This is a genomic window from Streptomyces sp. NPDC048664 (genome assembly GCF_040650555.1).
Lineage (GTDB): Bacteria > Actinomycetota > Actinomycetes > Streptomycetales > Streptomycetaceae > Streptomyces.
Window position 1 is genome coordinate 139384 of sequence record NZ_JBEZHK010000015.1, and the last position, 26449, is coordinate 165832.

Below are 26449 nucleotides of genomic sequence, written 5' to 3' on the forward strand. Positions count from 1 at the left end.
TCACCGGTCCACACCCGTCCTTTACCGGCTCGTTCCCCGGCGTGGGCGGCGGGCGGGGCCGACCGTGTACAGGTCGAGGACGGCCGGCGGCTCCGCGAGGCCGGGGCCGCCGGCCCCGACCCACGCGGCGATGTCGGCGCAGGCGTCGGGGTCGTTGACCAGTCCGAGCCACACCGGGCGTCCTCCGGCGCGCCGCCCGGTGGTGGAGGGCTGGACGACGATCACGTTCGCCTGTTCGCAGACGTCCAGGCACTCGGAGGCCCGCACACGCGCCACATCCGCCAGCGCCGCCCGCAGACCGTCGAGTTGGGCGGCATGGTCCACACCCGGGATCTTCGGCGTGCCGCAGCAGCAGCCCCGGCACACCGTGACGGTGCAGCGGTCCGAGGGCGACGGCGCTCGCGCGCCGGGCACATGGCCCACGGTCGTGGGGGAGGGCAGGGACAAGAGGAACCCTTCGCCGGGCGGGAGGTACCGGACCGGTCACGATACAGACACCCCGCAGGGGCTACCGTTCGGTGTGCGAGCGAACCGGCTCAGCCCCGCATGGGCCGAAGGAGGACGATCAGGATGGCAGGTCACCCGGTGACCGTTCTGTCGGCGGGGCAGCTCGCCGAACCGACCCTCGGGCACCTGCTGTCGTCCTGGCAGGTCGACGTCCCCGCGCTGCTGCTGGTCCTCGCCCTCGGCGCCCTCTACGGCTGGGGTGTCCTGCGGGTGCGCCGGCGCGGAGCGTCCTGGCCGCTCGCCCGCCTCGCCGCCTTCGCCTTCCTCGGGCTCGGCACCCTGATCGTGGCCACGATGTCGGCGCTCGCCGTGTACGACCACGTGCTGTTCTGGCCGGCCGCGGTGCAGAACGTCCTGCTCGACCTGGTCGCTCCCCTGGGTCTGGCCCTCGGGGACCCGCTGCGGCTCGCGGTCGAGGCGCTGGAGGAGGACTCCGCGGGGCGGGTCCGGCGGGCGATGACCGGCAAGGTGGTGCGCGTCCTGACGTTTCCGCTGGTCAGCACCGCCCTGGTGCTCGCCACCGAGCTGACCGTGTACTTCACGCCGTACTTCGCGACCGCCCTGCGCGTGGGCTGGCTGCACGAGCTGCTGTATCTGCACCTGCTGCTCGCCGGATGCCTGTTCGTGGTGCCGGTGCTCACCCGGGAGCAGACGCTGCCCGCGTGGTGCACCCACCCGGTGCGGGCGGCGCTCGTCTTCGTGGACGGTGTGGTCGACGCGGTGCCGGGGCTCGTGGTGATGACGCACGGCACGTTGATCGCGGGCGCCTGGTACCTGCACCACGCCCCTTCCTGGGCGCCGGACGTCCAGCGCGACCAGCAGCTGGGCGGTGGCGCGATGCTCGCCCTCGCGGAGCTGGTCGCGCTGCCGTTCCTGCTGGCGATCCTGGTGGCCTGGGCGCGTACCGAACGCGCCCAGGCCGTGGCGCTCGACCGCAGGCTCGACCGGGAACTCACCCCCGCGGCCGTGCCGGCCGCGGACACCGGCGAGGCCGGGTCCCCCGATCTGGTCCGCCCCTGGTGGGAGACCGAGCACACCGAGGTGGCCGCCAGGATCCGCGGCCGGCGCGGCACCGGCTGAGCCCTCAGGCGCTCTTGGGCGCCGCCTGCTGCACGACGTCGAAGGACCACAGCATCGACCCGCTCGCCGCGGGGCGCGGACGCTCGCCGCCCTCGGCACCGCCGCCGTCGCCGCCCTGGTGGGCGGCCTTCATGGGGCCCTCCATCCAGGCCTGGAACGACGCCTCGTCACGCCAGCGCGTGTAGACCAGGTAGTCGTCGGTGCCCTCGACGGGCCGCAGGAGCTCGAACCACTCGAACCCGTCCGAGCTCTCCACGGTGTGGGCGCGCGCGGCGAAGCGCTTCTCCAGCGTCTCCCGCTGCTCGGTGGAGACCTTCAGCACGTTGATCTTGACTACGCTCATGGGCCCATCCTGCCGTACGGCCGGTGGACCCGCGGCATTGACATGCGCATGGAGTTATAACGTGATGATCTGAATCACCGCTCAGCCCTTGACTGTCTCAGTCTCTTCTCATATTTGAGCGCTGAATAGGGACATTCCTGCGCTCGCCTTGACCTGCGTAAAGCAAACGTAAAAGAAATACCCGCGAAAGAGTCAAATCTCGGGTGACGGTCTTCTGCAGCGGGGCTCGGCATTCCTACTGTGAGCGGCCGTTGGGCGTTAATTCCCTGTTCAGATAATGAGAGGCCCCTTGACATGGTGAACGTTGACCATGCAGCCCCCGATGTGACCCGCAGTGAGACCGGTGACACCAGTCTGCGGCGGAACGTCGGTCTGATCGGACTGATGTGGGCCTCCGTGGGTTCCATCATCGGTTCCGGTTGGCTTTACGGCGCGGAGAAGGCCGTCACCACGGCCGGCCCCGCCGCCATCATCTCCTGGCTGATCGGCACCGTGGCGATCGTCCTGCTGGCGCTCGTGCACGCCGAACTCGGCGGCATGTTCCCGGTGGCCGGCGGCACGGCCCGCTACCCGCACTACGCCTTCGGCGGCCTGGCGGGCATGTCGTTCGGCTGGTTCTCCTGGCTGCAGGCGGCCACCGTGGCACCGATCGAGGTCGAGGCCATGATCGGCTACGCGGGGCACTGGAAGTTCGCACAGGGCTTCCTGCACGCCAACGGCACCCTGACGACCAGCGGCTTCCTCGTGGCGGTCCTGCTCATGGCCGTCTTCGTCGCCGTCAACTTCTTCGGTGTCCGGGTGCTGGCGCACACCAACAGCGCCGCCACGTGGTGGAAGATCGCCGTGCCGCTGATCGCCATCTTCGTCATCGCGATCGGCAACTTCCACCCGCACAACTTCACCTCGCACGGCTTCGCGCCGTTCGGCGCCAAGGGTGTGCTGGGTGCCATCAGCGGCAGCGGCATCATCTTCGCCCTCCTCGGCTTCGAGCAGGCCATCCAGCTCGCCGGTGAGAGCCGCAACCCCAAGCGAGACCTGCCCCGCGCCACGCTCGGCTCGGTCGCGATCGGTGCCGTGATCTACGTCGCGCTCCAGGTCGTGTTCATCGGCGCGCTGCCGGTCAGCACCTTCGCGCACGGCTGGGACAAGCTCGACTTCCCGGGCATCAGCGGCCCCTGGGCCGGTCTCGCGACGCTGGTCGGCCTCGGCTGGCTGAGCGCGGTGCTCTACATCGACGCCGTGATCTCCCCCGGTGGCACCGGCCTCATCTACACCACCGCCACCTCGCGCGTCTCCTACGGCCTGTCCAAGAACGGCTACGCGCCCAAGCTCTTCGCGAAGACCGACTCGCGCGGCGTGCCGTGGTTCGGCCTGATCATCTCCTTCGTGACCGGCGTGGTCTGCTTCCTGCCCTTCCCGGACTGGCAGACGCTGGTCAGCTTCATCACCTCGGCGAGCGTCCTGATGTACGCCGGCGCGCCCCTGGCCTACGGCGTCTTCGCCGACCGGATCCCGGACCACGAGCGCCCCTACCGCCTGCCCGGCGGCAAGCTGATCTCCCCGCTGTCCTTCATCGTCGCCAACCTGATCATCTACTGGGCCGGCTGGGACACGCTGTGGCGCCTGGGTATCGCGATCGTCCTGGGCTACGCGCTGCTCGGCGGATACGCCCTCTACGCCCGCGGCAAGAACCTGCCCGACGCTCCCCGCATGGACTTCAAGTCCGCCCAGTGGCTGCTTCCGTACCTGGTGGGCATGGGCCTGATCTCCTGGCAGGGCGGCTTCGGCGGCCAGGCGCACCTCGGCCTGTGGTGGGACATGGTGGTCGTCGCCGCCTTCTCCCTGGTGATCTACTACTGGGCGAAGGCCACCGCGTCGCAGCCCGAGGCGATCAAGCGGAGCATCGACGAGGTCGTGGTCGTCGACACCCCGGCCCACTGAGGCACCGCCTCCTGGCACCACCGGCATGCAACGCCCGACCGGACGTGTCCCCGTCAGCCCCGGCTGACGGGGACACGTCCCGTTCGCGTAGCGCGGCGGACGGCCGTCCGCGTCCGGACCTTGCCGGGCGGCCCCGCGCCTGGTTGGGTACCGCGACGAGCCCGGCGGGCACGACGACAGGAGAGGGACGACGTGGAAGCACAGACGCGGCAGGACACCGGGGCCGGCCTGCCCGACGGACTCGCCCGGGCGATCCGCGCGACGGCCGCCGACATCGCCGCGGTACTGCGCGGGGCGGGGGACATGGACACCCCCGTGCCCGACTCGGAATGGAGCGTCGCCGAGGCGGCGGCCCATCTCGCGCAGGCGAACGAACTGATGGCCGACCTCGCGGCCGGCCGCGAACGCCCCTACGGCGACGGCACACCGCAGAGTCTGGCCGCCGCCAACGCGCGGGCGCTCGCGGTGTTCGAGGAGCGGGGGGCGCACCCGCTGGCAACCATGATCGTGGACCAGGCGGACGCCTTCCTCGAGGCGGTGGACCGGTCCGTCGCGGAAGGCACCGCCGACCGGACGCTGATGACCCCGCTCGGTCCCCTGAACCGGGCGCTCCTCGCCTCCTACCTGCTGACGCACATGCTGGGCCATGGCTACGACCTGGCCCGCGCGCTGGACCGGCCGCACATGATCGACCCCCCGCGCGTCGAACTCTGCCTGCCGTTCCTGCGGGCGGCCATGCCCCGGGTCGCCGACCCGGCCGCCGTCGCCGGGCTCACCGCCCGCTACCGCCTGCGGGTGCGGGGCGGCTCGGCCTTCGGCGTCACCGTGGCCGACGGCGCCGTCGAGGTGACGCCGCGGCCGCCGCACCGCCCCGACTGCACCCTGCTCACCGAGCCCGTCACCTTCTTCCTCATCGCGCTGGGCCGGGCCAACCCCTGGCGGGCCATCGCCGCGGGCCGGGTGCTCGCCTGGGGGCGCAAGCCCTGGCTGGCCCCCCGCTTCCCGGGGCTGTTCACGGCGCCCTGAGCGCCCGCGGCACCCCTCAGCAGCCCTTGACGAAGTCGACGACGTACCACTTGTTCTTGCTCGTGTTGTAGATCGCGGTGAGGAAGTCCCGTTTGTTGGCCCCGGTGGTGAGGGTGACCGCCGAGACGGTCGTCCCCAGGGCGAACACGGAGCTGAGGGTGAGGGCCCTGCCGCCGGTGGCGTCCTGGACGAGACGACGCGTTGCCCGTCGGTGGGGTTGGTGGGCGGGCCGAGGGTGCGGCTGCCGCCGAGGGTGACCCGGAAGTGATGGCCGAGCGCGGCGTTGGTGGCGATGGTCGCGGCGTCCGTGAGGGTCACCGGCGGGGGGTTGAGTTTGGCGTCGACGTAGTCCTTGCGCGTCAGATGCTGGGCCTGGCTGGGGGAGGCGGTCGTGGAGACGGTGCCCTCGTAGTAGGCGGAACCGGCCCCGTAGACGAAGCCGGTGGCCACCGTGCCGCCCGCCGTGTCGTTGGTGACGTTGGTGAACCCCGCCAGGGACAGCGGCGTGACGTTGCTGACGTCGCCCAGGGTGGCCGAGCAGTCGTCGTCCACGACGATCGAGGTGCTCGCGGAGGGGGCGGGGCTGTTCTCGGCGAAGCCGAAGACGCTCACGGCGCGGGCGCCGCCGGTGACCCAGACGCTGGAGTCGGGGCTGCCCAGGCTGAAGCAGTTCCGCAGTCCGACGCCGATCGCCGCGTCGATCTTCCACGCGTACCCGTCGTATCCGGTGCCCCGGTCCACCGCGGACTCGGCCCCGCACCCCAGGAAGCCGATGCTCTGGCTGCCGGCGCCCGTGACCTCGTACCCGATGCCGCAGTGGTCCGCGGCGCAGCCGGTGAAGGAGCAGCTGGCGCCGGCGGCCCCGCCGGCCACGCCGTGGATGTCCCAGCCGTGGTTGCCGTTGCCCGCGGAGGTCACGCCGATGAACGTGGACACGATGGGGTTGGACAGGTCGATGCCGGAGTCGCGGAAGTACTTCACGCTCACCCGGGAGAACTCCAGGGACACGGTGGCGGGGTTGGCGACCCGGGTGAGCGCGATGCCCTTGCCGGTGCCGCCGCCGGGACCCTGGAAGGTGAGGTCCTGCAGGGTCAGCCGGGTGATGTCCGAGCCGGTCAGCCCGCCCGCGGAGGCACTGGACTGAAGGATGACCGAGGCGCCGTCGCTCACTCCGGCGAGCACGAGTTGGAACGGGCGACGAGGGCCGACGAGATCTTGTAGGTGCCGGCGGGGAAGACGACCGTGCCTCCCGAGGCGGGCACGGCGCCGATGGCGCTCTGCAGGGCGGTGGTGTCGTCGGTGCTTCCGTTGCCGGTCGCTCCGTAGTCCAGGACGTTGATCCAGTAACTGGTGGCCACGATGACTCCGTTCCGGATGTCTTCCGCGTGGAAGGGGTGGTGGTGCGACCGGATGGGGGAAGGAGGCCCTGTCGGAGGATTACGTTGTGAATGCGCTCGATTTCTCTCCGTTATCTCAAGTGCGCCGCCGGGCCCCGGTAAAGCCCCTGACGGAATGGCACCGGGGGCCTCCAGAAGGGCCGTTCAGGAAGGACGGGTGGAAGAGCTGCGACCGGAAGTCCCTTTCATCCGTCATAGCGGTGCCGAGGGCGGCCCCGCCGCGCCCCAGCCGCCTTCCGGTCGGCCGCGTCTCGTCGTGGTGATCACCGCCCACAACAAGCAGCGCCATCTGCCCGCGGCGCTCGGATCCGTCAAAGCCCAGAGCGGTGCGGTGAGTCGGATCGTCGTCATCGCCGATCGATGTACCGACCGCACCGTCGACATCGCCAGGGAGCAGGGCTGCGAGGTCGTCGAGACCGTCGGCAACGGGGTCCTGAAGGCCGGCGCCCTGAACCAGGTGCTGCCCGCCCTGCTCGACACCCTGGGCGAGGCGGACGCCCTGCTGCTCATGGACGCGGACACCACCATCTGCCCGGAGTTCACGGAGGCCGCCCTCGCCTGCCTGGCGTCCCGGCCCGAAGCGGGCGCGGTCGGAGGGGTGTTCTACGGCCACAGCGGCGCGGGTCTGGTCGGGGCGCTCCAGCGCAACGAGTACGCGCGCTATGCCCGCGAGGTCGCCCGCCGCCGGGCCAGGGCCACGGTGCTCACCGGGACCGCCTCCGTCTTCCGCGCCCGGGTGCTGCGCGCCGTGGCGGCTGCGCGCGGCACCCTCCTGCCGGGCCCGCCGGGCTGTGTGTACGACCCGGGCGCGCTCACCGAGGACAACGAGATCACCCTGGCCGTCAAACACCTGGGCTGGGCGACCCTCTCCCCCCGCCGCTGCCGCGTGGTCACCGAAGTGATGCCCACCTGGGGGGACTTCGTGCGCCAACGCCTGCGCTGGCAGCGCGGCGCCCTGGAGAACCTGCGCGCGTACGGACTGACCGGGGTCACCCTGCCGTACATCGTGAAGCAGTGCGCGATGTACTTCGGCATCGCGGCCGTCTGCCTGATGCTCTTCACCAGCGGGCTGTTCGTCTGCCTCGGCCTGTACACCGCCCCTCGCGGGTGGCTGTGGGTCCCACTCGCCGTCTTCGTCCTCGAACGCGTCTGGACCGTGCGGCGCCAAGGGCCCGCAGCCATGGCCCTGGCGGCACCCCTCGTCCTCGAGTTCGCCTACGACGGCGTCCAGCAGTGGGTCTATCTGCGGGCGGCGGCCCAGACGCTGCGCCGCCAGGGGCGCCAGTGGCACCACGTCGCATGCGAGGAGGGATCGCGCACATGATGCACGGGAAGCCGCCCCTGGTGACCGTCTGTGCCGGTGCCACCGGCACACCGCTGCTGTACGCCACCGCCTGCCGCCTGTGGTGGGTGGTCATCACGCTCACGCTGATCGCGGCGGCGGGCGCCGCGCTGCGCCTGGTGCCCCGCAGATCGGAGTGGGGCGGCCGGGTCGGGTCACGGCAGGCGCCTGGCCCCCGGGCCCGGCCGGACCGCGACCTGGTCCGGGGTCAGCGCCGTGTGCTCCGCGGCGCACTCGACGACCACCCGTACCGGGGCCCCGCACTCGGCGTGGCTCAGGTCCAGGACGGCGCCCTCGGGCGCGGGGTCGTGCATCTCGCCCCACTGGCGCAGCGCGACGACGAGCGGCCACAGGTCCCAGCCCTTGCGCGTCAGGCGGTACTCGTTGCGGGCGCGGCTGCCCGGCTCGCGGTAGGGGACGGTCGTCAGGACCCCGGCCGAGGTGAGCTTGCGCAGCCGGTCGCTGAGGACCGCCTCCGACAGGCCGATGTGGCGGCGGAAGTCGTCGAAGCGGCGGACCCCGTTCACGGCGTCGCGCAGGATCAGCAGCACCCACTTCTCGCCGACCAGGTCGAGGGTGCGTCGCACGGAGCAGTTCTCCGTGCTCATCTCAAGCCACTCCATCGTTCCATGGTAGCCAGGCTGGCTTCGAGATTGACAGTCAGCGGAGCGCGGATCTAACTTCGTCCGGAGAAGTCAGACGGGAAGGTGGCACGGCATGGGCCGGATCCGTACGTACCAGTGGGAGGACCCCGCGGTCACCGCCGAGGCGGCCGGGCGGCTCTCCGGGCTGGAGCTGCTGGGCGAGATGCGGGCGGGCCGGCTTCCGGGGCCGCCGATCCTCGCCACCCTGGACTTCACCCTCGACGAGGTCGCCCCCGGCCGGGTGGTGTTCTCCCTGCTCCCGGGCGAGGACCACTACAACCCGATCGGCAGCGTGCACGGCGGGGTCTACGCGACCCTGCTCGACTCGGCGGCCGGCTGCGCCGTCCACTCCACCCTGCCCGCGGGCACGGCGTACACCTCGCTCGACCTGAACGTGAAGTTCCTGCGGCGCGTCACGGTGGACACCGGCAGGGTGCGCGCCGTCGGCACGGTCGTGAACAGCGGCCGCCGGACGGCCCTCGCCGAGGCGACCCTGCTCGACTCGGCCGACCGCCTCCTGGCGCACGCCACCAGCAGCTGCATGCTCTTCCCCGTGCCTCCCGCCGGGGGCTGACGCCAGGGACCGACGCCACCGCGTCGCCCGCGTCGTCGTGCGCCGCGGCAGCACTCGGTTCCCTCAAGATCGGCACTGAGTGCCATTTCGGTCGTTCCGGTGCTACGTTCGCGTCCATGAGCCCGAGCAGCGCGGCCCGCCGCGACGACAAGGCCGACGCGCCCGCCATGAAGCCGCCCATGCGCGACGCCCTGGTCTCGGCGGCCTTCCAGCTCTTCGTGGAGCGGGGCTACGAACAGACCACCGTGGACGACATCGTGGCGCTCGCGGGGGTGGGGCGCCGGTCGTTCTTCCGCTACTTCCCCTCCAAGGAGGACGTGGTCTTCCCCGACCACGAGCGGTGCCTCGCCGATCTGACGGCCTTTCTCGCGGCGTCCGACGGTGCGGACGAGCCGGTCGCGCGGGTCTGCGACGCGGCCCGGCTCGTGTTCGGCATGTACGCCGAGAACCCCGCCTTCTCCGTGCAGCGCTACCGGCTGACACGGGAGGTCCCCGGGCTGCGCGCGTACGAACTGTCCGTGGTGTGGCGCTACGAGCGCGCCCTCGCCGGATATCTGCGCGAGCGCTTCGCGGACCGGCGCGAGGGCACCCTTCAGGCGGACGTCGTCGCGGCCGCCGTGGTCGCGGCGCACAACAACGCGCTGCGCTCCTGGCTGCGTGCCGGCGGCCGGGGCGGGGCGGCGGCGGTGGACCACGCGCTCGGACATGTGCGCGCTGTGTACGGCGGACCGGCCGAGGGGTCCCCGGCGCCGTACGCCGTCCGGCCGGTGACGCCGGACGGGGACGGGGACGTGGTCGTCGTGGTCTGCCGCAGGGGGGCGCCCCTGTGGCGGGTCGTCCAGGAACTGGAGCCCGTGCTCGGCGGCCGCGACTGACCGCACCCCGGCCCCGAACCCAGGTGAGGGGTACGGAGTGCCTTTACACGTGGCACTGAGTGCCATACGCTGGCGCGGTGCGCGGCGGCACGGTGATCCGCGTACGTCGGATTCCGGCTGAGCGCAGGGAGTTGACCAGCGTGTACGACCACTCGGCAAGCGTGTCCTACTCGGCGGCCGACTCCGCCACAGGCCTGTTGGAGCCCGGGCCCCGGGACGCGGACGGCCTCTCCTTCCAGCGCTGCACCTGGTGCGGCACGGCCGTCTACCAGCGGCTTCTGTGCCCGGTGTGCCGGGGCAGCGAACTGAGCGCGGAGCGCAGCGAGGGAACGGGCACCGTCCGGCACGCCACGGTGGTGCATCGTCAGACGCCCCTGGCGCGCAACGTGTCGCTGGTCGAGATGGCCGAGGGATTCGTGGTGCGGGGCCGCGTCATGGGATCGCCCGCCGCCGTCCACAGCGGCGACCGCGTCAAGCTGTCCGTCGCGGAGGACCCCGTCCGCGGCGAGCCCGTCTTCCAGTTGATCGAGGAGCCGCACCGCGTGTGGGGCTGAGCGGCCCCCGACCCGCCGTCACCGCCGGGCGGGTGCCGCCGGTTGCGGCCACCGGGGCGGGGAGGGCAGGGTTCGGCGGTATGGCCACCTTGCTCATCGTGCACCACACGCCGTCGCCCACCTGCCAGGCGCTGTTCGAAGCCGTCGTCTCGGGCGCGACGGCCCCGGAGATCGAAGGGGTCCGGGTGGTGCGGCGGGCCGCGCTCGCCGCCACGGCGTCCGACGTGCTGGCCGCCGACGGGTACCTGCTGGGCACCCCCGCCAACCTCGGCTTCATGTCCGGCGCCCTCAAGCACTTCTTCGACCAGGTCTACTACCCCTGTCTGGACGAGACCGCGGGCCGCCCCTTCGGCTACTGGGTGCACGGCGGGAACGACGTGACCGGTGCCGTGCGGGGCATCGAGGCGATCACCACGGGCCTCGGCTGGCGGCGGGCGGCCGAGGCGGTGACCGTGACCGGCGGGATCGACAAGGCGGACACCGAGGCGTGCTGGGAGCTGGGGGCCGCGGTCGCCGCGGGCCTGATGGACTGACCTGCTCCGGTTGCACCCCCGCCACCCCGGTCGCAGGCTGCCCCCATGGACGTCACCCCGGAATCCGGCACCCGCCCCGTTCTGGTGACCGGGGCCGCGGGCCGGGTCGGCGGCGTGGGGCGATCCGTCGTCGAGGGCCTTCGGCGCCGAGGGCTGCCCGTGCGGGCGATGGTGCACCGGGACGACGACCGCGCGCGGGCGCTGCGCGCGACCGGAGCCGAGGTCGTGGTGGGGGACCTGACGCGCGCGGCCGAGGTCGCCGAGGCCCTCGCCGGCTGCGGGCGGCTGTACTTCGGGATGGGCGTCTCGGCCGAGTATCTCCAGGCCGCCGTGACGACGGCGGTGGTGGCGCGCGCCCACGGGTCCCTGGACGTCGTCGTGAACATGTCGCAGCTGACCGTGTCCCAGATGGGCATCACCAGCACGTCCGAATCGGAGCAGCAGCGTCAGCAGTGGCTCGTTGAGCAGGTGTTCGACTGGTCGGGTGTGCCCGTGGTTCAGATCAGACCCACCGTGTTCATGGAGAACCCGCTCTTCCAGGCCGGTTTCTCCTCGATCGCCGGGGAGGGCACCGTCCGGCTGCCCTTCGGGCGGGCGAGGACGTCGCCGGTGGCGGCCGAGGACGTCGCCGCGGTGGTGGAGGAGATCCTCGCCGAGCCGGCCCCGCACATCGGGCGGACGTACGAGCTGACCGGCCCCCGCTCCGAGGACGTCGACGCCATGGCGGCGGAGATCTCGACGGCTCTGGGCAGACCGGTGACCTACACCGACGTCCCGCTGGAGGAGTGGCTCGAGGGGGATCTGCGGCCGCTCGGTCTGCCGGACCACGTCTTCGAGCACATCGCGACCATGGCGCGTCTGCACGCGGAGAACCGGTACGACCGCCGGGCGGACGGCGTGGAACAGGTCACGGGCCGCCCCGCCTCGGGGATCGCCGACTTCGTGCGCAGGCGCGCCGCGGTCAGCTGAACCGGGCGTCCGTGATGTCGACGGACACCATGACCTGCTCCCGCAGCGGGCAGTCGTCGCTGCCGCGGCGGTAGGCCCGGCGCTTGGTGGGCAGCACGATCCCGTCCGCCGCCATCGGCTCGTGGACGTACTGCGCGGCGGCGAACCCGCCCGCCACGTCCACGTGGTAGTCGTGCCGGCGCAGGATCCCGTCGGGGCCGAAGTAGAAGTCCTGCTGCGTGGAGTGGCTGGCCAGGTGGGGAGGGAACCGGGCACGCAGCCCCCGCCACCGCTCGCCCTCCTCCTGCCACGGCCGGATCTCGTCGACCGTGAAGCCCGGCATGGCGAGCAGGAACGGTGTGGTGAGGTAGGTCCACAACGCGTAGCCGTTGAAGTAGGCGCGGTCCAGTGGGTCCCAGGCGGTCTCCAGGACATGCCCGGCGAACGACGAGCGCGGGTCCTCGCGTTCGGCCACGACCCGCCCGTCGAGCTTCTCGATGCGCACCCGCCCCGGAGTGAAGTCCGTCCTCTGGTCGGCGGCCCCGAAGGGACGCACCGAGGCGTGCTCCTCGTGCAGCCGTACGGTCATCTCGCGCGGCGCGGGGTCCTGCGGCAGGCCCTTGACGGCGAAGAGGTCCCCGCCGCTGACGACGGTGGCCCGCACCTGGTCCAGTTCCCGCCAGCGCCGCATTCCACCATGGGCCTCGATCACCTCGGCGAGCAGCTCGTTCACTCGTGACTTCCTACCCCCTTCCGGCCGCCGCGCGGCGCAGGCGCGTGCGCGGCGTAGGCCGGACGGGAGAGGGGTCAGCGCACGTTGCCGAGGCGGGCGTCCTGCCACAGGTCGACGCCGCCGTCGGTGGCGTACGTGTCGATCTCGGCGAGTTCCTCCGGGGTGAAGTCGAGGTTCTCCAGCGCGGCGACGTTCTGCTCCAGCTGCTCCGTGCGCGAGGCGCCGATGACGAGCGAGGTCACGCGCTCGTCCCGCAGCGCCCAGGCCAGGGCCATCTGGGCGAGCGTCTGGCCGCGCCGGGCCGCGACCTCGTTCAGTGCGCGCAGCCTGCGCAGCATGTCGTCCGAGAGCCAGGCGGTGTCGAACGACTTGCCCTGCGACGCCCGGGACCCCTCGGGGATGCCGTCGAGATAGCGCCCGGTCAGCAGGCCCTGTGCCAGCGCGGTGAAGCCGATGACCCCGAAACCCTCGTCCTGGGCGGCGTCGAGCAGCCCGTCGGTCTCGATCCACCGGTTGACCATGCTGTACGACGGCTGGTGGATGAGGAGCGGGGTGCCCAGCTCGCGGAGGATGGCGGCGGCCTCGCGGGTCCGTTCGGCGTCGTACGACGAGATGCCCACGTACAGGGCCTTGCCCTGGCGCACGGCGGTGTCCAGCGCCCCCATCGTCTCCTCGAGCGGTGTGCTCGCGTCGAGCCGGTGCGAGTAGAAGATGTCGACGTAGTCGAGCCCCGTCCGGCTCAGCGACTGGTCGAGCGAGGCGAGCAGGTACTTGCGGGAACCGCCGCCCTGGCCGTAGGGGCCGGGCCACATGTCCCAGCCGGCCTTGGTGGAGACCACCAGCTCATCGCGGTACGGGGCCAGGTCCTGCTTCATCAGGCGCCCGAAGTTGATCTCCGCGGAGCCGTAGGGCGGTCCGTAGTTGTTCGCGAGATCGTGGTGGGTGATCCCGAGGTCGAAGGCGCGCAGGGCGATCTCGCGCTGGGTCTCGAACGGCTGGTCGTCCCCGAAGTTGTGCCAGTAGCCCAGGGACAGCAGGGGAAGGTCGAGCCCCGAGCGGCCGGTACGCCGGTAGCGCATGGTGCCGTCGTAGCGAGCGGGGTCCGCGACGTGGTTCATCGGGCGATCTCCGGTGGTGCGGTACACAGCGCCCGTCGGGATCGAGGGCACGGCTCCACCCTGCTCCGAAGTGATCCTGAAGTCCAACCGCTGTCCCGGCTGGGATTCACCGGTGCGGTTTCTGAATCGCCGCAGCCGCCCGGCGCGGGGCCGTGGAGCCGTCCCCGCCTCCCTCCGGTGCTGTGACGAGCCTCACCGCAAACATGAGGGGTCCCTCGAGTACGGTGGGGGAGTCGAACATGAGGGACCCCTCCGAATAGGTTCGACGGCCCGGCGGCAGGCGGGCACGACCGCCTCGCACCGCCGTTCACAGCGTGACGCCACGCCGCTCACGAAGCGGGACCGTGGCAGGTGACAAGGAGATCATCATGAACAGGTTCGTCAGGCGCGTCCCGGCCGCACTCGTTTCCGCGGCGGTCGTCGGCGGAGTCGTTCTCGGCGCCGGCGGCGCCGCCTCGGCGGCCACGTCAGGGCCCGTGGCGCACGACCGCACCCCGGCCGTCGCCCACGAGGACCGCGGTGTCCGCGGTGCCACGCACCTGGAGGGCCGGCTGCGCTGGGACGGGCACCGGCTCTACGTCTGGAACGACGGCTCGTGGAAGGACGTGACCCCGGTCCGCCACGGCGGTGTCGACCGCTGGCTCGTCGACCAGTTGCTGGCCGCCCAGCGCTGAGGCGCCGTGAGAGCGACGAGAGCCGTGGCGTACGAGCTGCCCGCCCGGCTCGTCGTGTCACGTGAGATGTCCGTGCCGCTGTCCGTGGAGCTGGGCTACGACGCCGGCGACCCCTACGCCGTCCGCGCCGTCTTCCGCACGGTCGGCTCCGTCGGCGGCGCCGGAGTGGTCGAGTGGTTCTTCGGTCGCGACATGCTGACCCGGGCCCTGCGGGGGCACGCGGGTCACGGGGACGTCCGCATGTGGTCGGGGGACGGCCTCGGCCGGGACGTGCTGTACATCGCCCTCAGCCCGCCCGCGGGCTCGGTCCTGCTCGAGATCCCCGTCGAGGGCGTGGAGTCCTTCCTGGGTCAGACGCTGCAGATGGTGCCGCCCGGCTCCGAGTCGGGCCGGCTGGACCTGGACGCCGAACTGGAGCGGCTGCTCGCGGACGACTGATCCCCTCCGCCTCCGCCGTGGGCGGTGGCGGTCAGTCCTCGTCCTCGCACTCCCCGCAGGCCTCCGCGCGGCACTCGAACGTGGCGGTGAGGGACGCGTCGACCTCCTCCCGGGTGAGCGGGGGCTCGGGGAGTTCGTGCACGCACTGCGCGCGGAACGCGTCCAGCATCAGGTGGAGATGGCGCCGCCAGGCCCTGGGCGCGACGGTGCGGGTCGCCCGGATGATGCCCGCCTGCGACCACATGACGAAGGCGAGGTCCTCGGGGACGACGTCGTCCCGCAGCAGGCCCTGCTCCTGGGCGTCGCGGAAGATCCGGTCGGCCAGTTCCTTCGCGCGCTCGACGGCCTGGCAGCTGACCGCGTGGGTCGGCAGCCTGGAGGACACGAGGTCGTTGAACGCGCGGTCGCACGCCTGGAGTTCGGCGAACCGCTCCAGGTAGTGGCAGAACCCCTGCCAGGGGTCGTCCATGGCGGCGGCCTCTTCGGCGGCGCCCAGCAGATCGGCGAACTTCGCCGCGAACAGCTCCTCGACCAGGGCGAGCCGGGTGGGGAAGTGCCGGTAGAGCGTGCCGATGGCGACGCCGGCCTGGCGGGCGACCCCTTCGAGCGACGCGCCCACGCCTTCCGTCGCGAAGGCCTCCCGCGCGGCGGCCACGATCGCGTCCCGGTTGCGCCGCGCGTCGCGGCGCAGCGGCTTGGCCGGAGCCTCGGGCGCGGGGGGAGTGGATCGGGGGCTCATGCGCCGAGTCTAACATGAGGGCCCCCTCACAATCGGGGCCGCGACTCAGGCCGCGCCGCGCCCGGCGCCACGGGTGGATCCGGCCCCCGTCCCGGACATGATGAGGAACAAAAGGACGCGTCCGAAAGGCAGGACTTGCATGTCCGAATCCCACGCGCGGATCCTCGCCCTGCGCGCCGCCGGCGCCTGTCTCGTCGTGGAACTGGCGGAGCCGGTGCCCCGGGTCCTGCACTGGGGGGCCGACCTCGGCGACCTGACGGCGACGGGGCTCGCGGCCCTCGCCCTGACCGGCGAACCCGCGAGACTCAACAACTCCCTCGACATCCCCCGCCGGTTCACCGTCTGGCCCACCGAGGCGGACGGCTGGATGGGCACCCCCGCCCACGCGGGCCACGCGGGCGGCACCCGTGCCGCGCCCCGGATGAGCCTGGTCGGGGCCGCGCACCGCCCGGCGGCCGAGGGCGGGGAACTGGACGTCCTGCTCGCCGACCCCGTCACCGGGCTCGATGCCGTCGTCACCTATCGGATGGAGCCCTCCGGCGTGCTGAGCGTGCACAGCACGCTCACCCGGCGGCAGGACGCCGACCCCGTGCCGTACGACCTCGCCCACGTCACCACGCTGCTGCCGCTGCCCCGACGGGCCGCCCAGATCCTGGACTTCACCGGCAAGTGGAGCCGTGAACGCTCCCCGCAGCGCCGCCCGCTCGGCTTCGGGACGTACACACGGGAGGTCCGGCGCGGCAAGCCCGGACTCGACTCGCCCTATCTGGTGACCGCCGGGGTGCCCGGCTTCGGCTTCCGCGCGGGCGAGGTGTGGGCGGTGCACGTCGCCTGGAGCGGCGACCAGCGCTACGTGGTCGAGCAACTGCCGGAGGGCGCGGGCACGCACGCGGGGGTGCTCGGCGGCGGGGAGCTGCTGCCCGCCGGGGAGATCCGGCTCGCGCCCGGGCAGTCGTACACCACCCCGGTGTGCCACTTCGCCTGGTCCGACCAGGGCCTGGACGGGCTCGCGGACCGGTTCCACACCCTGCTGCGGTCCAGGCCCACCCATCCGCGCGGCCCGCGTCCGGTGATCCTCAACAGCTGGGAGGCCGTGTACTTCGACCACGACCTGGACCGGCTGCTGCGGCTGGCCGACAGGGCCGCCGAGATCGGAGTGGAGCGCTTCGTCCTGGACGACGGCTGGTTCCGGGGCCGCCGCTCCGACACCGCGGGCCTCGGGGACTGGACGGTGGACCCGGTGGTGTGGCCGGACGGCCTGACACCCCTGGTCGACCATGTGCGCTCGCTCGGCATGGAGTTCGGGCTGTGGGTCGAGCCGGAGATGGTCAACCTCGACTCCGACCTCGCCCGCGCACACCCCGACTGGGTGCTCGGCCCGGCCCGCGGCCCCGGCCCCTCCGCCCGCCACCAGCACGTCCTGGACCTGGCCAACCCCGGAGTCTGGGACCACCTGGTGGGCGCGCTGGACGAACTCGTGGCCAAGTACGGCATCGCCTACCTGAAATGGGACCACAACCGGGAGCTGCACGAGGCCGTCCACGGCCCCACCGACCGCCCCGTGGCACACGCGCAGGTCCTCGCCCTGCACCAACTGCTCGACGCGCTCAAGGAGCGCCACCCGGCCCTGGAGATCGAGAGCTGCGCCAGCGGCGGCGGCCGGATCGACCTCGCCACCCTGGCCCGCACCGACCGGGTGTGGGCCTCGGACTGCAACGACCCGGTGGAGCGCCAGGCCATCCAGCGCTGGACCGCGCAGCTGCTGCCGCCCGAGCTGATCGGCGCCCATGTCGGCGCCGCCGCCAGCCACACCACCCATCGCGTCAGCGCCGACTCCTTCCGGCTGGCGACAGCCCTGTTCGGGCACGCCGGCATCGAGCAGGACATCACCCGCGGCACCCCCGAGGAGCTGGCCCGGCTCACCGCCTGGACCGCTCTCCACAAGGAACTGCGCCCCCTGCTGCACAGCGGACGCACGGTCCGCGCCGATCTCGGCGGTGACGCGACGCTGCTGCACGGAGTCGTGGCGCACGACCGGTCCGCCGCCGTGTACTGCTGGGCACGGGTGGCGACCTCGCCCGAGGGGCAGAGCGGACGCGTGACGCTGCCCGGCCTCGACGCCGCCGCGCCCTACGAGGTGCGCGTCCGCACCGAACTGGGCCTGCCGTCCTTCCGCCAGACCTCGGGCCCCGCGTGGCTGCCGGCGGCGATCGAGGGATGGCTGCCCCTGCCCGGGGCGGTCCTCGCCCTCGCCGGACTGCCCATGCCCAACCTCGACCCGGACCAGGCCCTGCTGCTGGAGGTGCGGCGCACCCCCTGAGCCCGCCCCCTGCCGGACCGCGACCCGCGGTGCGGTCCGGCAGGCCCGGAGCGGGCGGGGTCACTGCTCCCGCATGCCCCAGGGCGACCCGTACTCCGTCAGCAGGTCGAGGAAGGGCCGGGCCGGGAACGCCTCGGGACCGAGGACACCGGCGCCCGACCAGCTCCCCCCGGCGAGCAGCTCCAGCGCCACCACCGGATTGACGGCCGTCTGCCACACCACCGCCTGGCAGCCGTACTCGGCCATCGACCACTGGTTGTCGACCACGTGGTAGAGGTACACCTCGCGCGGCGCCCCGTCCTTGGTCCCCCGGACCCAGGTGCCCGCACAGGTCTTGCCCCGCATCCGCTCGCCCAGCGTCGCCGGGTCCGGCAGGCAGGCCGCGACGACGTCCCGGGGCGAGACGGCCACCGGCCCGTCCGGGCCCGGCACGGTCACCGGCGCGGTGCGGTCCAGCCCCAGCAGGCTCAGCGTCCTGAGGGTCTCGATGAACTCCCGGCCCAGCCCGTACTTGAAGGTGACCCGGCGGGCGTCGACCCAGCGCGGCACCAGCAGCACCTCCTCGTGCTCCACGTTCACGCACTCGACCTCGCCGATGCCCTCGGGGAAGTCGAACACCTCCGGCTCGCTGAACGGCGCCGTGGTGAACCAGCCGCGGCCCTCCTCGTAGACGACGGGAGGGTTCAGGCACTCCTCGATCGTGGTCCAGATGTTGAAGGACGGAGCGAAGTCATGGCCCTCGACCGTGAGGTTCGCGCCGTCGCGGATGCCGATCTCCTCGATGTCGTCGAACAGCTCGTCGGCCGCGTGCCGGGCGAACACGTCCGACAGACCCGGTTCCACCCCCATGCCGACGAGCGCCAGCGCCCCCTCCTTCTCCCAGTCCGCCGCCCGCGCGAACTGCTCGTCGCCGAGCTTGACCCCGCACTCGTCGTACGGCCGCGACTCGTGCGGCCGCGACAGCGACATCGCCATGTCGACGTATCCGGCTCCGGCCGCCCGCGCCGCCTGGAACAGGGGCATCACGAACCGCGGGTCGGTGGCGTTGAGCAGGATGTCGCAGCGGTGCCGGCGCAGCAGCGCGGTCACCGCCGCCTCGTCGCCCGCGTCCACGGCCTCGGCCGTGAACCGCGCGTCGCCGGGAAGGGCGGCGACCGCCGCCTCGGCCCGCGCCGGGTCGTGGTCGGCGACGACCATCGCCCCGAAGAACGTACGCCGGGCCGCGATCCGCGTGATCGCCGTGCCCACACCACCCGCTCCCACCAGCAGTACCCGCATGCCGACCACTCCTCTTCCGCTTGTCCCGGTCCGGTTGACGCCCGATACAACGCCCGGCGCCCGGATAAGGTCAATGGCGTTGGCATAAGATTCCCGGCACGCGGCGGGGTGGCCCGCGCGGGACGCCGGTCGGGGCGAGCGAGGAGGCGGGATGCCGAAACGGGTGGTTCCCGAGGAGGGGCGGCGACGGCGGCGCCCGACCAAGAGCGGCACCGTGCTGTCCGAGGACCTGATCGTCGGCACGGCGCTGCGGATGCTGCGCGAGCACGGCAGTGCCGGACTGACCGCGCGGCGGCTGGGCATGGCGCTCGACTGCGACCCGAGCACGCTCTACCGCTACTTCCGCGGCATGGACGCCCTCGTGCTGGCCATCGGCGACGCCCTCATCGGCCAGGCCCTGCGCGGCTGGACGCCGACCGGCGCCTGGCGGCACGACCTGCGCGCCCTCGGTCTGCGCATCCACGCCGCCTATGTCGCGCACCCGCAGGCGGCGCAGCTGACGGCGAGCCGTGTCAGCGGCAGGGCGAACGAACTCGCGGCCGACGAGGCGGTACTGGGAGTGCTGCGCACGGCGGGCTTCCCCCTGCCCGACACGGTGCGGGTCTACCACGCCTTCATCGACCAGACCCTCGCCTTCGCCGCGTTGGACGCCGCGTCGCTGGCCCTGCCCAGCGACGCGCTGCGCGCCGACGAGTCGCGGTGGGGGTCGACCTACGCGCGACTGCCCGCGTCCACCCATCCGCACATCGCCGAGGCCGCCCCCCTGCTGGCCGCCCGCATGGTCAGCAGCGCCTATCCCACGGCGCTCGACATGCTGCTGGACAGCGCGGCGGCCCGGCTGGCGGTGCTGAACGGCAGGGAGGACGGCGAACGGCGGTGACGGCCGTGGTCGGAGCCGACTACCGTACTCGCCAGTAGCCCGACCGTGCCCCAGGAGGCGCCCCATGCCGCAGCTCGAAGTCGACGGCGCAGCACTCACGTACGACGACGAGGGGCCCCGCGACGGCGGGGGCGTGCCCCTGGTGTTCGTCCACGGCTGGACGGCCGACCGGCACCGCTGGGACCACCAGGTGGCCCACTTCGCCGCCGGGCGCAGGGTGATCCGGCTCGACCTGCGGGGGCACGGGGAGAGCGGCGGCTCGGGGGCGCGCACCATACAGGCGCTGGCCGGCGACGTGCTGGCCCTCCTCGATCACCTGGGCGTCGACCGGTTCGTCCTGATCGGCCACTCCATGGGCGGGATGATCGCCCAGACCATCACCCTGGCCCACCCCGAGCGCGTCGAACGCCTGGTGCTCGTGGGCTCCATCGCCAAGATGGCGTACAGCCGGGGGAGAGCCCTGCTGATGTCGGCCTCGACCATGGTCCCCTTCAGGCTGTTCGTCGCGGCCAACATCCGGCGCGCCTTCGCTCCCGGCCACCCGCGCGAGGAGATCCGGGCGTACGTCGAGGGCTCCTCGGCCACGCCGCGCGAGGTCGTCATGACGTGCTACGGCGCCATGCGGGACTTCGACGTCCTGGACCGCCTGGGCGAGATCGACGCGCCCACCCTCATCGTCCACGGCTACCACGACATCCAGCTCCCGGTGCGGCAGATGCTGCGCATGGCCAAGGCCTACCCGAACGCCGAGGTCCGCGTCATCGACGCCGGCCATGAACTCCCGGTCGAGAAGCCCGCGGAACTGACCGCGGTCCTGGACCGCTTCGTGAGCTGACGCCGCGCGCTGATCCGCCGGGGATCACGGGACAGCCCAGGGGCTGCCGTCCGGCCGGCGGGCGGAGCGTTTCGGCCATCGGACCGGCGGGTGACGGCGACGTTCGGGCTGCCCCTACACTCGATAGCCGCCCATGCAGGGATGCCACCTACAGGAAGGCCTTGTTGCCCCGTGTTCCAAGACGCCCCGATCTACCACCAGCTCGTCGCCGAACGTGGCGACGTGCCCGCCCGGGTTCGCGACGCGGCCGAGAGTATACGTCGTGAGCTGGAAGGGGTGATGACCATGGGGCAGCCGGCCGGCGGCTTCCAGTCGGGCCGCTTCGCCACCCACCCGCCGGCGCAGCAGCGCTCCGCGCTTCCCCCGGCCCCGCCGTCCAGGTGAACCGCCCCGCCGCCCCGCGCACCCGCGGTGCCGGGGCGGCGACCGAGGCCACGGCACCGCGCCCGCCGGCGGTCAGCCCAGCGCCCGGCACAGCAGGGCGGCCGGCCCCGGACTGCTTCCCAGCCGGGCGGTGAACGCGATCCCCGCGGCGTACTCGCCGTCGGCGCACTGGCCCTTGCGGTCGCCCACGGCGAAGTCGCCCCCGGCCGCGCCGGTGGGCCGGTTGTCGGAGCGGTCGAACCACACGGTCCGCCCCGCCGTGCCCGGCACGCCCTTCGCGGGGACGCACAGCGCCGCGGACACGCGGGTGCCGCGACGGCTGTAGCCGATGAGGAACTGCGCGGCGGGGCACTGGAGTTTGGTGTAGCCCACGGCCCAGTCGCCGCCGGGGGGAACATGGCGCTCGTCGGTGACCACGGTCGTGTCCGTCCCGGTGGCGCGCAGATCCCCGCCGGCGACGTCGGTGCACAGCCCCCTGCCGCCGGTGTGGCCCAGACCCGCCAGCCGCAGTCCGTCGGGGCACACGGCCTTGGAGGCGCCGACGTCCCAGTCGCCGCCGGCCCGTACCCGCCGTGACTCCACCGCGTCGCCGTGGTCGGTGCTGAGCATGCGCCAGGTGGGGGTCGGGGCGATGGGCCCGGTGCGGCCGGGAGAGGTCATGAGCCGACTCCACGCCGCGCCGCGCCAGTCGGACGGGTCCAGGATGCCGTGGCGGTCACCGGCGCTGTCGTACCGCAGCAGGGCCCAGTCGTCGTGGCCCTCCCAGCCGACGAGCGGCCAGTACGCGAAGTCCGCGTCGTGGTCGGCGAGGTAGTCGGTGAAGGTGCCGAACCACGTGCGGGCGGCGGTGCCGCTCTCGCCCGCTCCGACACCGAACTCGCTGATCCAGACAGGCGCGGTGAAGTGCTGCCCGGACTCCTCGGCGACGTAGAAGGCCTCGTCGTGCAGGGCCTGTTGGAGCTGGTCGCGGGTGAGGTCCTGGTAGCGCGGGTCGTGGGTCTCCCCGAGTCCGGTGGCGCCGCTGTGGCGGGGGCCGGTGTAGCCGTAGAAGTGGGCCGAGTAGACCAGCTTGTGGGCGTCGACGAGCGTGTGGGAGAGCGCGCGGACCGGGGTGAGGGCGGGTCTGCCGTGCGGGAGTCCGTCCACGGGCAGCCCGGTCCAGTTGATCCCCTCGATCACGATGAGCAGGGAGGGGTTGGCCTCGGTGAGGATGCGGTCCCCGGCGAGCTGCGCCGCGGCGTACCAGTCGTGGGCGTCGCCGAGGCCCCAGTTGGGGTCGTCCAGGATGTCGCGGCGCACCTCGTTGTACAGATCGGCGCCCACCACACGGGGGTTGGCGGCGTAGCGGCGGGCCATGAACACCCAGTCGTCCGCCCACCGCTGCGTGGACTGCCCGCTGTTCCACCGCTCGTTGCCGTCCACTCCGCAGCACCAGCGGGTGGTGTTGGTGTGGTTGTTGAGGATCACCGCGAACCCGTCCCGGGTGAGGGCGGCCACGACGCTGTCGTACACCTGGAGCGGTGTCATGCCGCGCAGCCCCGGATTGGCCGCGACGGCCGGGTCCGGGACGGTGGCCGTCGTGTGGATCATCTCGTTGGAGAACGGCAGCCGGACGCTGTTGATGCCCAGTCGGTGGAAGTCCGCGAGCAGCCGGGGCAGCGGGACCCGGTCGAGGCCGAGCGGAATGCCGTGGGAGTCCTGGCCCGCGTGGTGGGAGGCCGGGTCGGCGATGTCACCGCTGCCGGTCCACGAGCCCTGTGCGCCGTCCCAGTTGGCCGCCTTCAGTCGGAAGCGGTCGCCCGCGGCGTCGACGACGTACCGGCCGCGGGTGGACAGCGGCGGCTGCCAGGTGTCCGCGGCGGGGGAGGAGGCGGGAGCGGTCGCGGTGGCGGGCGCCGGCGCGGCGGCGACCGCCCCGGGTGCCGCCGCCGACAGCAGGACGGCCGCGACCGCCGCGGTCAGGTGGCGCAGACATCTGGACGGCATACGGCCCCCTGCGGGCGGGCGGTGGTGCGTGGACCGGGGTCGGCCGTCAGTCTACGGAACCACCCTCGCGGAGCAACTCCCGCTCCCGTAACGGGGGTTCACATTCCGATCGCGTACACCTTGCGCAGCGTCTCGTGCACCGTCCATGTGGTGCGGTCGCCCTCGTGCAGCACCGCCGTGTCGCCGGGCCCGACCCGCAGCGTCGGGCCGCCCTCGACCTCGATCGTCGCCGATCCGCTGACGACCACGAACACCTCGTCGGCCTCGGTGTCGGTCACCACGCCGGGGGTGATCTGCCAGATGCCCCGTTCCTGGCGCCCGTCCCGCGACTCCCACAGGACCGCGCAGGTCACCTCGGGCGAGCCGGAGACGATCTGCGCGGGGTCGAGCGGCTGCGGTGCGAGCGCGGCGTCGGGGACATGGACGACGAAGCTGTGGGTCATGGCGCGACCCTAACGGGCCCCACGGGGGCTTGACCGCAGACACTGTGTCGGGTGTCGACCCGCCTCACGGGACACTTAGCCGGTCCCGTGCCACCCGCGCCACGACCTGCCCGGTGCCGCACGTCACGCGCGGCCGGGACCTGCCCGATCGGGGGCGCCCCGGGTGCGCCCCCGCGCGACGCGTGGTGACACTGAGGGTGACGAGCAGAGGACGGGTGGGGCTCGGGGCGTGACAGGAAGTGAGGATCATCGATGCTGCGCGGTTTCAGGAACTTCCTGATGCGGGGCGACGTCATCGTGGTGGCGGTCGGACTGATCGTGGCACTGGCGTTCAGCACACTGATCAAGGCGTTCACCGACTACGTGATCAATCCCGTCATCGCCCGGGCCCAGGGCGGGACGTCGCCCGGTCTGGGCTGGCAGCTCGGCAAGCCGGGCAACGCCGCGACCTACCTGGACATCGGAGCGTTCGTCTCCGCGTTGATCTACTTCGTCGTCTTCATGGCGGTGGTCTACTTCCTGATCGTCCTGCCCTACAAGCGTTCGCAGGCCCGGCGGGGGGTCACCGTCTTCGGGGATCCGGTGCCCGCCAAGACCTGTCCCGCCTGCCTTGCGGACGATGTGCCGAAGGCGGCCGGAAAGTGCCGCTACTGCGGCACCGTCCAGGTCTGACCGCGTCACTCGGGTATCGACTGGTCGGGGATGGTGGGGTCCTGTGCGGGCGGGTCGGGCGGGGGGAACAGGAGGTCCTCCAGCGCGTCCAGCGCGAACATGAGGAGCAGGAGTGCGACTGGCACGAGCAGAGCTATGACGACCACGGCGCCTCCAGATGGAGCAGTGATCACAGCTACGGTGCTTCGAACAGGGCTTCCACCCTCAGCGTGCGGCCGAACGGAGTAAGCCGCACCCGGGTCCCCCGATCGTGTAGGCCGTTCGGGTGACGATCTCGCAGGTCGGGCCGACTACACCGAGGTGAGCTCGCCCCGCGCGGGGGCCGCGACGGCGGCGGCCCGCCGGACATCGCGCTCGGACAGGAACGCCATGCCGACCGCCGCGTAGTAGGCGACCGACCGCAGCCCGAAGACGACGCCGATCAGCAGCAGGAACCCCGACCCGTCGGACACGACGGCTCCCACCGCGGCGGCGGTCAGGAGCAGCGCGAGGGCGCACTCCACGCGGACGGTGGAGAGCACCCGCCACCCGGCGGAGCGGGCCTTGAACTTGCTGGTGCGACGCCAGGCCGTGCTCCTGGTCAGGATGCCGTGGAGCGTGGCGCAGGTGCAGATCCAGGACAGGGACGCGTCCACCACGATGGCCATCAGCGTGTCCCTGTGCGCGGAGCCGGCGATGTACCGGTAGCGGCACCAGCGCAGGACGAGCGCGGTGCACAGGCCCATGCCGAGCCCCACCCACAGGCCCGGGACCATCGGCGGCTGCTCACCGTGGACCAGCATCGACACGAGCGCGGCGAGCCCCAGCGGCAGCGCGGTCGCGAACGCGAGGCCGCCGGTCACCAGGACGAACCCGTGCTCGAGGCAGAGCACCTTCTGCTGCGCGGACATCGTCGAGGGCGTGGCGAACCGCCTGGGCAGGAAGAACCTCCAGTGCTGCTTCAGCTGCTGGATCGGGCCGTAGGTCCACCTGAAGCGCTGCTTCTTGAACGCCGCGAAGGTCTCCGGCACCAGGCCCGCGCCCACCGGGTCGTCGAACGTGAAGGACGTGTAGCCGACGGCCTGGATCCGTACGCCGATCTCCGAGTCCTCGGTCACGCACGACTCCGACCAGCCGCCGGCCTCCTCGATCGCCGCCCGCCGCAGCAGGCACGAGGTGCCCATCGGATACGCGGCGATCCGGTCGTTGCGGCTGCGGAAGAGCATGGAGAAGGAGACCTCGTAGCCCCAGTACGCGCCCGTGCGGAACAGACTGTCCTGCCAGTCGCGGAAGTTGTACTTGGCCTGGATGAAGCCGAGCCTGTCGTCCGCGACGAAGTGCTGGACCAGGCGGGAGAGGAAGTCGGGCGCCATCTGGTAGTCCGCGTCCACCAGCGCGACGAGCTCCGCGTCCGAAGCGGTGTGCGCCAGCGCGTAGTTGAGCGCACCGCCCTTCGCGCCCGCCAGCGGGGCGACATGGAAGAAGCGGAACCGCCGGCCCAGTCGGGCGCAGTGCTCCCGCACGGGGTGCCACAGCGCCGGGTCCTTGGTGTTGTTGTCCACCACGACGACCTCGAAGTCGCGGTACGTCATGCGCGCCAGCGCGTCCAGGGTCCCGATCACCACGTCAGGCGGTTCGGCGTAGCACGGCACGTGCACCGAGACCTTGGGTCCGTCCGTCACCGCGGGGGCGTGCGGCATGTTGTGGCGCGACCAGGTGTCGCGGCAGAAGGCCTCCAGGTCCATGAACGTGTGCAGGCAGGCCATGGGCAGCGCCACCAGCATCGACGGTATGCCCGCGAGGAAGAAGGCCCTCGTCAGCGCCGACACGTCCATCGTCAGGGCGAAGTGCACGTACCACGTCACCGCGGCCAGTGCCGTCGAGTAGACCGAGACCAGCAGCAGCGCGCCCGGCAGGTGCATGGGCGAGCGCCGGTGGACCAGGACGACCAGGACGGCCTCCGTGAGGGCGATCACCACCAGCCAGCGGCGCGGCCCGTACACGGCGACCACCCCGGCCGCCGCCAGCGCGCAGCAGAGCGCCCCGGCCCGGACGGCACGGCCGGGGCGCGCTCTGGGGACGTAGCGCAACAGCAGGAGAACCAGGGCGGTGCCCATCGCGACACTGTTGCAGACCAGCGCGGCACCGAAGAACGCGTCCACCGGCAGGCCCCCTCACCGAGGATCGACCCGAGGAGCCCCCTCCT

At 72.4% G+C, this 26449-nt stretch carries 30 protein-coding genes; 17 read left to right on the forward strand and 13 right to left on the reverse strand.

The genetic code is table 11. From position 1 onward, the window contains the following. Window positions 1-21: 21 nt before the first annotated feature. A complete protein-coding gene (locus AB0C59_RS18505; protein WP_363005805.1) occupies window positions 22-441 on the reverse strand; it encodes a (2Fe-2S) ferredoxin domain-containing protein in 420 nt (139 codons plus the stop codon). A gap of 129 nt (window positions 442-570) precedes the next feature. Between AB0C59_RS18505 and AB0C59_RS18510 the strand changes: the two genes are divergently transcribed. Beyond that, window positions 571-1587, forward strand: a complete 1017-nt coding sequence (locus AB0C59_RS18510) for a cytochrome c oxidase assembly protein (RefSeq protein ID WP_363005726.1) — start codon at window positions 571-573, stop codon at window positions 1585-1587. A 4-nt stretch (window positions 1588-1591) separates the two neighbouring features. Here AB0C59_RS18510 and AB0C59_RS18515 read toward each other — a convergent pair whose 3' ends face one another. Continuing rightward, window positions 1592-1930, reverse strand: a complete 339-nt coding sequence (locus tag AB0C59_RS18515; protein ID WP_363005728.1) for an antibiotic biosynthesis monooxygenase — start codon at window positions 1928-1930, stop codon at window positions 1592-1594. Between the two features lie 294 nt (window positions 1931-2224). Between AB0C59_RS18515 and AB0C59_RS18520 the strand changes: the two genes are divergently transcribed. After that, window positions 2225-3871 carry an APC family permease gene (locus tag AB0C59_RS18520; protein WP_363005730.1) on the forward strand — a complete coding sequence of 549 codons (1647 nt, stop codon included), beginning with the start codon at window positions 2225-2227 and terminating at the stop codon, window positions 3869-3871. A gap of 192 nt (window positions 3872-4063) precedes the next feature. Then, complete coding sequence (locus AB0C59_RS18525) at window positions 4064-4897, forward strand: maleylpyruvate isomerase family mycothiol-dependent enzyme (RefSeq protein ID WP_363005732.1); 834 nt, start codon at window positions 4064-4066, stop codon at window positions 4895-4897. Between the two features lie 16 nt (window positions 4898-4913). Here the strand turns inward: AB0C59_RS18525 and AB0C59_RS18530 are convergent, their stop codons facing one another. After that, window positions 4914-5045: a hypothetical protein gene (locus AB0C59_RS18530; protein ID WP_363005734.1), complete on the reverse strand. Its 132-nt coding sequence runs from the start codon at window positions 5043-5045 to the stop codon at window positions 4914-4916. A 357-nt stretch (window positions 5046-5402) separates the two neighbouring features. Between AB0C59_RS18530 and AB0C59_RS18535 the strand changes: the two genes are divergently transcribed. Continuing rightward, window positions 5403-6041, forward strand: coding sequence for a hypothetical protein (locus AB0C59_RS18535; protein WP_363005736.1), 639 nt, complete (start codon window positions 5403-5405; stop codon window positions 6039-6041). A gap of 22 nt (window positions 6042-6063) precedes the next feature. Here the strand turns inward: AB0C59_RS18535 and AB0C59_RS18540 are convergent, their stop codons facing one another. After that, window positions 6064-6255 carry a glycosyl hydrolase family 28-related protein gene (locus AB0C59_RS18540; protein WP_363005738.1) on the reverse strand — a complete coding sequence of 64 codons (192 nt, stop codon included), beginning with the start codon at window positions 6253-6255 and terminating at the stop codon, window positions 6064-6066. A gap of 295 nt (window positions 6256-6550) precedes the next feature. Between AB0C59_RS18540 and AB0C59_RS18545 the strand changes: the two genes are divergently transcribed. Next, window positions 6551-7618, forward strand: coding sequence for a glycosyltransferase family 2 protein (locus AB0C59_RS18545; protein WP_363005740.1), 1068 nt, complete (start codon window positions 6551-6553; stop codon window positions 7616-7618). Window positions 7619-7791: 173 nt separating this feature from the next. Here the strand turns inward: AB0C59_RS18545 and AB0C59_RS18550 are convergent, their stop codons facing one another. After that, the gene (locus tag AB0C59_RS18550) at window positions 7792-8259 is read right to left on the reverse strand and encodes a helix-turn-helix domain-containing protein (RefSeq protein WP_363005742.1); all 468 of its coding nucleotides are present in this window, start codon (window positions 8257-8259) and stop codon (window positions 7792-7794) included. Window positions 8260-8353: 94 nt separating this feature from the next. Between AB0C59_RS18550 and AB0C59_RS18555 the strand changes: the two genes are divergently transcribed. From AB0C59_RS18555 to AB0C59_RS18575, 5 genes are all read left to right on the forward strand, one after another. Next, window positions 8354-8854 (forward strand): PaaI family thioesterase, encoded by a 501-nt coding sequence (locus AB0C59_RS18555; protein ID WP_363005744.1) that lies wholly within the window; start codon window positions 8354-8356, stop codon window positions 8852-8854. 116 nt (window positions 8855-8970) lie between these two features. Beyond that, window positions 8971-9729 (forward strand): TetR family transcriptional regulator, encoded by a 759-nt coding sequence (locus AB0C59_RS18560; protein WP_363005746.1) that lies wholly within the window; start codon window positions 8971-8973, stop codon window positions 9727-9729. Between the two features lie 140 nt (window positions 9730-9869). After that, entirely contained in the window at window positions 9870-10283 is a 414-nt protein-coding gene (locus AB0C59_RS18565) for a hypothetical protein (protein WP_363005807.1), read from the forward strand. Window positions 10284-10363: 80 nt separating this feature from the next. Further along, complete coding sequence (locus AB0C59_RS18570; protein ID WP_363005748.1) at window positions 10364-10816, forward strand: NAD(P)H-dependent oxidoreductase; 453 nt, start codon at window positions 10364-10366, stop codon at window positions 10814-10816. 45 nt (window positions 10817-10861) lie between these two features. Then, complete coding sequence (locus tag AB0C59_RS18575; RefSeq protein ID WP_363005750.1) at window positions 10862-11785, forward strand: NAD(P)H-binding protein; 924 nt, start codon at window positions 10862-10864, stop codon at window positions 11783-11785. On the opposite strand, the gene AB0C59_RS18580 is transcribed toward AB0C59_RS18575, so the two are convergent. Both AB0C59_RS18580 and mgrA read right to left on the reverse strand, forming a co-directional pair. Continuing rightward, entirely contained in the window at window positions 11778-12497 is a 720-nt protein-coding gene (locus tag AB0C59_RS18580) for a hypothetical protein (RefSeq protein WP_363005752.1), read from the reverse strand. The genes AB0C59_RS18575 and AB0C59_RS18580 overlap by 8 nt on opposite strands. A 74-nt stretch (window positions 12498-12571) precedes the next feature. Next, window positions 12572-13615 (reverse strand): L-glyceraldehyde 3-phosphate reductase, encoded by a 1044-nt coding sequence (gene mgrA / locus AB0C59_RS18585; RefSeq protein WP_363005754.1) that lies wholly within the window; start codon window positions 13613-13615, stop codon window positions 12572-12574. Between the two features lie 368 nt (window positions 13616-13983). Here mgrA and AB0C59_RS18590 point away from each other — a divergent pair, with 368 nt between their 5' ends. Beyond that, window positions 13984-14289: a hypothetical protein gene (locus tag AB0C59_RS18590; protein WP_363005755.1), complete on the forward strand. Its 306-nt coding sequence runs from the start codon at window positions 13984-13986 to the stop codon at window positions 14287-14289. A gap of 6 nt (window positions 14290-14295) precedes the next feature. Further along, complete coding sequence (locus AB0C59_RS18595; RefSeq protein WP_363005757.1) at window positions 14296-14727, forward strand: SsgA family sporulation/cell division regulator; 432 nt, start codon at window positions 14296-14298, stop codon at window positions 14725-14727. A gap of 31 nt (window positions 14728-14758) precedes the next feature. On the opposite strand, the gene AB0C59_RS18600 is transcribed toward AB0C59_RS18595, so the two are convergent. Then, window positions 14759-15466 (reverse strand): helix-turn-helix domain-containing protein, encoded by a 708-nt coding sequence (locus AB0C59_RS18600; RefSeq protein WP_363005759.1) that lies wholly within the window; start codon window positions 15464-15466, stop codon window positions 14759-14761. Between the two features lie 139 nt (window positions 15467-15605). Here AB0C59_RS18600 and AB0C59_RS18605 point away from each other — a divergent pair, with 139 nt between their 5' ends. After that, window positions 15606-17786, forward strand: a complete 2181-nt coding sequence (locus AB0C59_RS18605; protein ID WP_363005761.1) for an alpha-galactosidase — start codon at window positions 15606-15608, stop codon at window positions 17784-17786. 60 nt (window positions 17787-17846) lie between these two features. Here AB0C59_RS18605 and AB0C59_RS18610 read toward each other — a convergent pair whose 3' ends face one another. Next, window positions 17847-19064, reverse strand: coding sequence for a saccharopine dehydrogenase C-terminal domain-containing protein (locus AB0C59_RS18610; RefSeq protein WP_363005763.1), 1218 nt, complete (start codon window positions 19062-19064; stop codon window positions 17847-17849). Window positions 19065-19215: 151 nt separating this feature from the next. Between AB0C59_RS18610 and AB0C59_RS18615 the strand changes: the two genes are divergently transcribed. The 3 genes from AB0C59_RS18615 (at window position 19216) to AB0C59_RS18625 (ending at window position 21163) form a co-directional block, all read left to right on the forward strand. Next, a complete protein-coding gene (locus AB0C59_RS18615) occupies window positions 19216-19944 on the forward strand; it encodes a TetR/AcrR family transcriptional regulator (RefSeq protein WP_363005765.1) in 729 nt (242 codons plus the stop codon). A gap of 64 nt (window positions 19945-20008) precedes the next feature. After that, a complete protein-coding gene (locus tag AB0C59_RS18620; protein WP_363005767.1) occupies window positions 20009-20779 on the forward strand; it encodes an alpha/beta fold hydrolase in 771 nt (256 codons plus the stop codon). 171 nt (window positions 20780-20950) lie between these two features. Continuing rightward, a complete protein-coding gene (locus AB0C59_RS18625; protein WP_363005769.1) occupies window positions 20951-21163 on the forward strand; it encodes a hypothetical protein in 213 nt (70 codons plus the stop codon). Between the two features lie 72 nt (window positions 21164-21235). Here the strand turns inward: AB0C59_RS18625 and AB0C59_RS18630 are convergent, their stop codons facing one another. Together AB0C59_RS18630 and AB0C59_RS18635 are read right to left on the reverse strand one after the other, a co-directional pair. Further along, entirely contained in the window at window positions 21236-23149 is a 1914-nt protein-coding gene (locus AB0C59_RS18630) for a cellulase family glycosylhydrolase (protein WP_363005771.1), read from the reverse strand. 98 nt (window positions 23150-23247) lie between these two features. Continuing rightward, entirely contained in the window at window positions 23248-23592 is a 345-nt protein-coding gene (locus AB0C59_RS18635) for a cupin domain-containing protein (RefSeq protein ID WP_363005773.1), read from the reverse strand. 252 nt (window positions 23593-23844) lie between these two features. Between AB0C59_RS18635 and AB0C59_RS18640 the strand changes: the two genes are divergently transcribed. Further along, complete coding sequence (locus AB0C59_RS18640; RefSeq protein WP_363005775.1) at window positions 23845-24264, forward strand: MscL family protein; 420 nt, start codon at window positions 23845-23847, stop codon at window positions 24262-24264. 5 nt (window positions 24265-24269) lie between these two features. Here the strand turns inward: AB0C59_RS18640 and AB0C59_RS18645 are convergent, their stop codons facing one another. Both AB0C59_RS18645 and AB0C59_RS18650 read right to left on the reverse strand, forming a co-directional pair. Next, window positions 24270-24410, reverse strand: coding sequence for a hypothetical protein (locus AB0C59_RS18645; protein ID WP_363005777.1), 141 nt, complete (start codon window positions 24408-24410; stop codon window positions 24270-24272). A gap of 144 nt (window positions 24411-24554) precedes the next feature. Further along, on the reverse strand, window positions 24555-26405 hold the full coding sequence (locus AB0C59_RS18650) for a glycosyltransferase (protein ID WP_363005779.1): 1851 nt from the start codon (window positions 26403-26405) through the stop codon (window positions 24555-24557). Between the last annotated feature and the right edge of the window lie 44 nt (window positions 26406-26449).

What these genes read in the sequence shown, in the direction of transcription:
- AB0C59_RS18600 (WP_363005759.1), bottom strand. Translation starts at nt 15,466, where the DNA reads ATGAGCCCCCGATCCACTCCCCCCGCGCCCGAGGCTCCGGCCAAGCCG.
- AB0C59_RS18640 (WP_363005775.1), top strand. Translation starts at nt 23,845, where the DNA reads ATGCTGCGCGGTTTCAGGAACTTCCTGATGCGGGGCGACGTCATCGTG.
- mgrA (WP_363005754.1), bottom strand. Translation starts at nt 13,615, where the DNA reads ATGAACCACGTCGCGGACCCCGCTCGCTACGACGGCACCATGCGCTAC.
- AB0C59_RS18550 (WP_363005742.1), bottom strand. Translation starts at nt 8,259, where the DNA reads ATGGAGTGGCTTGAGATGAGCACGGAGAACTGCTCCGTGCGACGCACC.
- AB0C59_RS18520 (WP_363005730.1), top strand. Translation starts at nt 2,225, where the DNA reads ATGGTGAACGTTGACCATGCAGCCCCCGATGTGACCCGCAGTGAGACC.
- AB0C59_RS18605 (WP_363005761.1), top strand. Translation starts at nt 15,606, where the DNA reads ATGTCCGAATCCCACGCGCGGATCCTCGCCCTGCGCGCCGCCGGCGCC.
- AB0C59_RS18510 (WP_363005726.1), top strand. Translation starts at nt 571, where the DNA reads ATGGCAGGTCACCCGGTGACCGTTCTGTCGGCGGGGCAGCTCGCCGAA.
- AB0C59_RS18615 (WP_363005765.1), top strand. Translation starts at nt 19,216, where the DNA reads ATGCCGAAACGGGTGGTTCCCGAGGAGGGGCGGCGACGGCGGCGCCCG.
- AB0C59_RS18570 (WP_363005748.1), top strand. Translation starts at nt 10,364, where the DNA reads ATGGCCACCTTGCTCATCGTGCACCACACGCCGTCGCCCACCTGCCAG.
- AB0C59_RS18610 (WP_363005763.1), bottom strand. Translation starts at nt 19,064, where the DNA reads ATGCGGGTACTGCTGGTGGGAGCGGGTGGTGTGGGCACGGCGATCACG.
- AB0C59_RS18630 (WP_363005771.1), bottom strand. Translation starts at nt 23,149, where the DNA reads ATGCCGTCCAGATGTCTGCGCCACCTGACCGCGGCGGTCGCGGCCGTC.
- AB0C59_RS18555 (WP_363005744.1), top strand. Translation starts at nt 8,354, where the DNA reads ATGGGCCGGATCCGTACGTACCAGTGGGAGGACCCCGCGGTCACCGCC.
- AB0C59_RS18635 (WP_363005773.1), bottom strand. Translation starts at nt 23,592, where the DNA reads ATGACCCACAGCTTCGTCGTCCATGTCCCCGACGCCGCGCTCGCACCG.
- AB0C59_RS18620 (WP_363005767.1), top strand. Translation starts at nt 20,009, where the DNA reads ATGCCGCAGCTCGAAGTCGACGGCGCAGCACTCACGTACGACGACGAG.
- AB0C59_RS18590 (WP_363005755.1), top strand. Translation starts at nt 13,984, where the DNA reads ATGAACAGGTTCGTCAGGCGCGTCCCGGCCGCACTCGTTTCCGCGGCG.
- AB0C59_RS18560 (WP_363005746.1), top strand. Translation starts at nt 8,971, where the DNA reads ATGAGCCCGAGCAGCGCGGCCCGCCGCGACGACAAGGCCGACGCGCCC.
- AB0C59_RS18515 (WP_363005728.1), bottom strand. Translation starts at nt 1,930, where the DNA reads ATGAGCGTAGTCAAGATCAACGTGCTGAAGGTCTCCACCGAGCAGCGG.
- AB0C59_RS18575 (WP_363005750.1), top strand. Translation starts at nt 10,862, where the DNA reads ATGGACGTCACCCCGGAATCCGGCACCCGCCCCGTTCTGGTGACCGGG.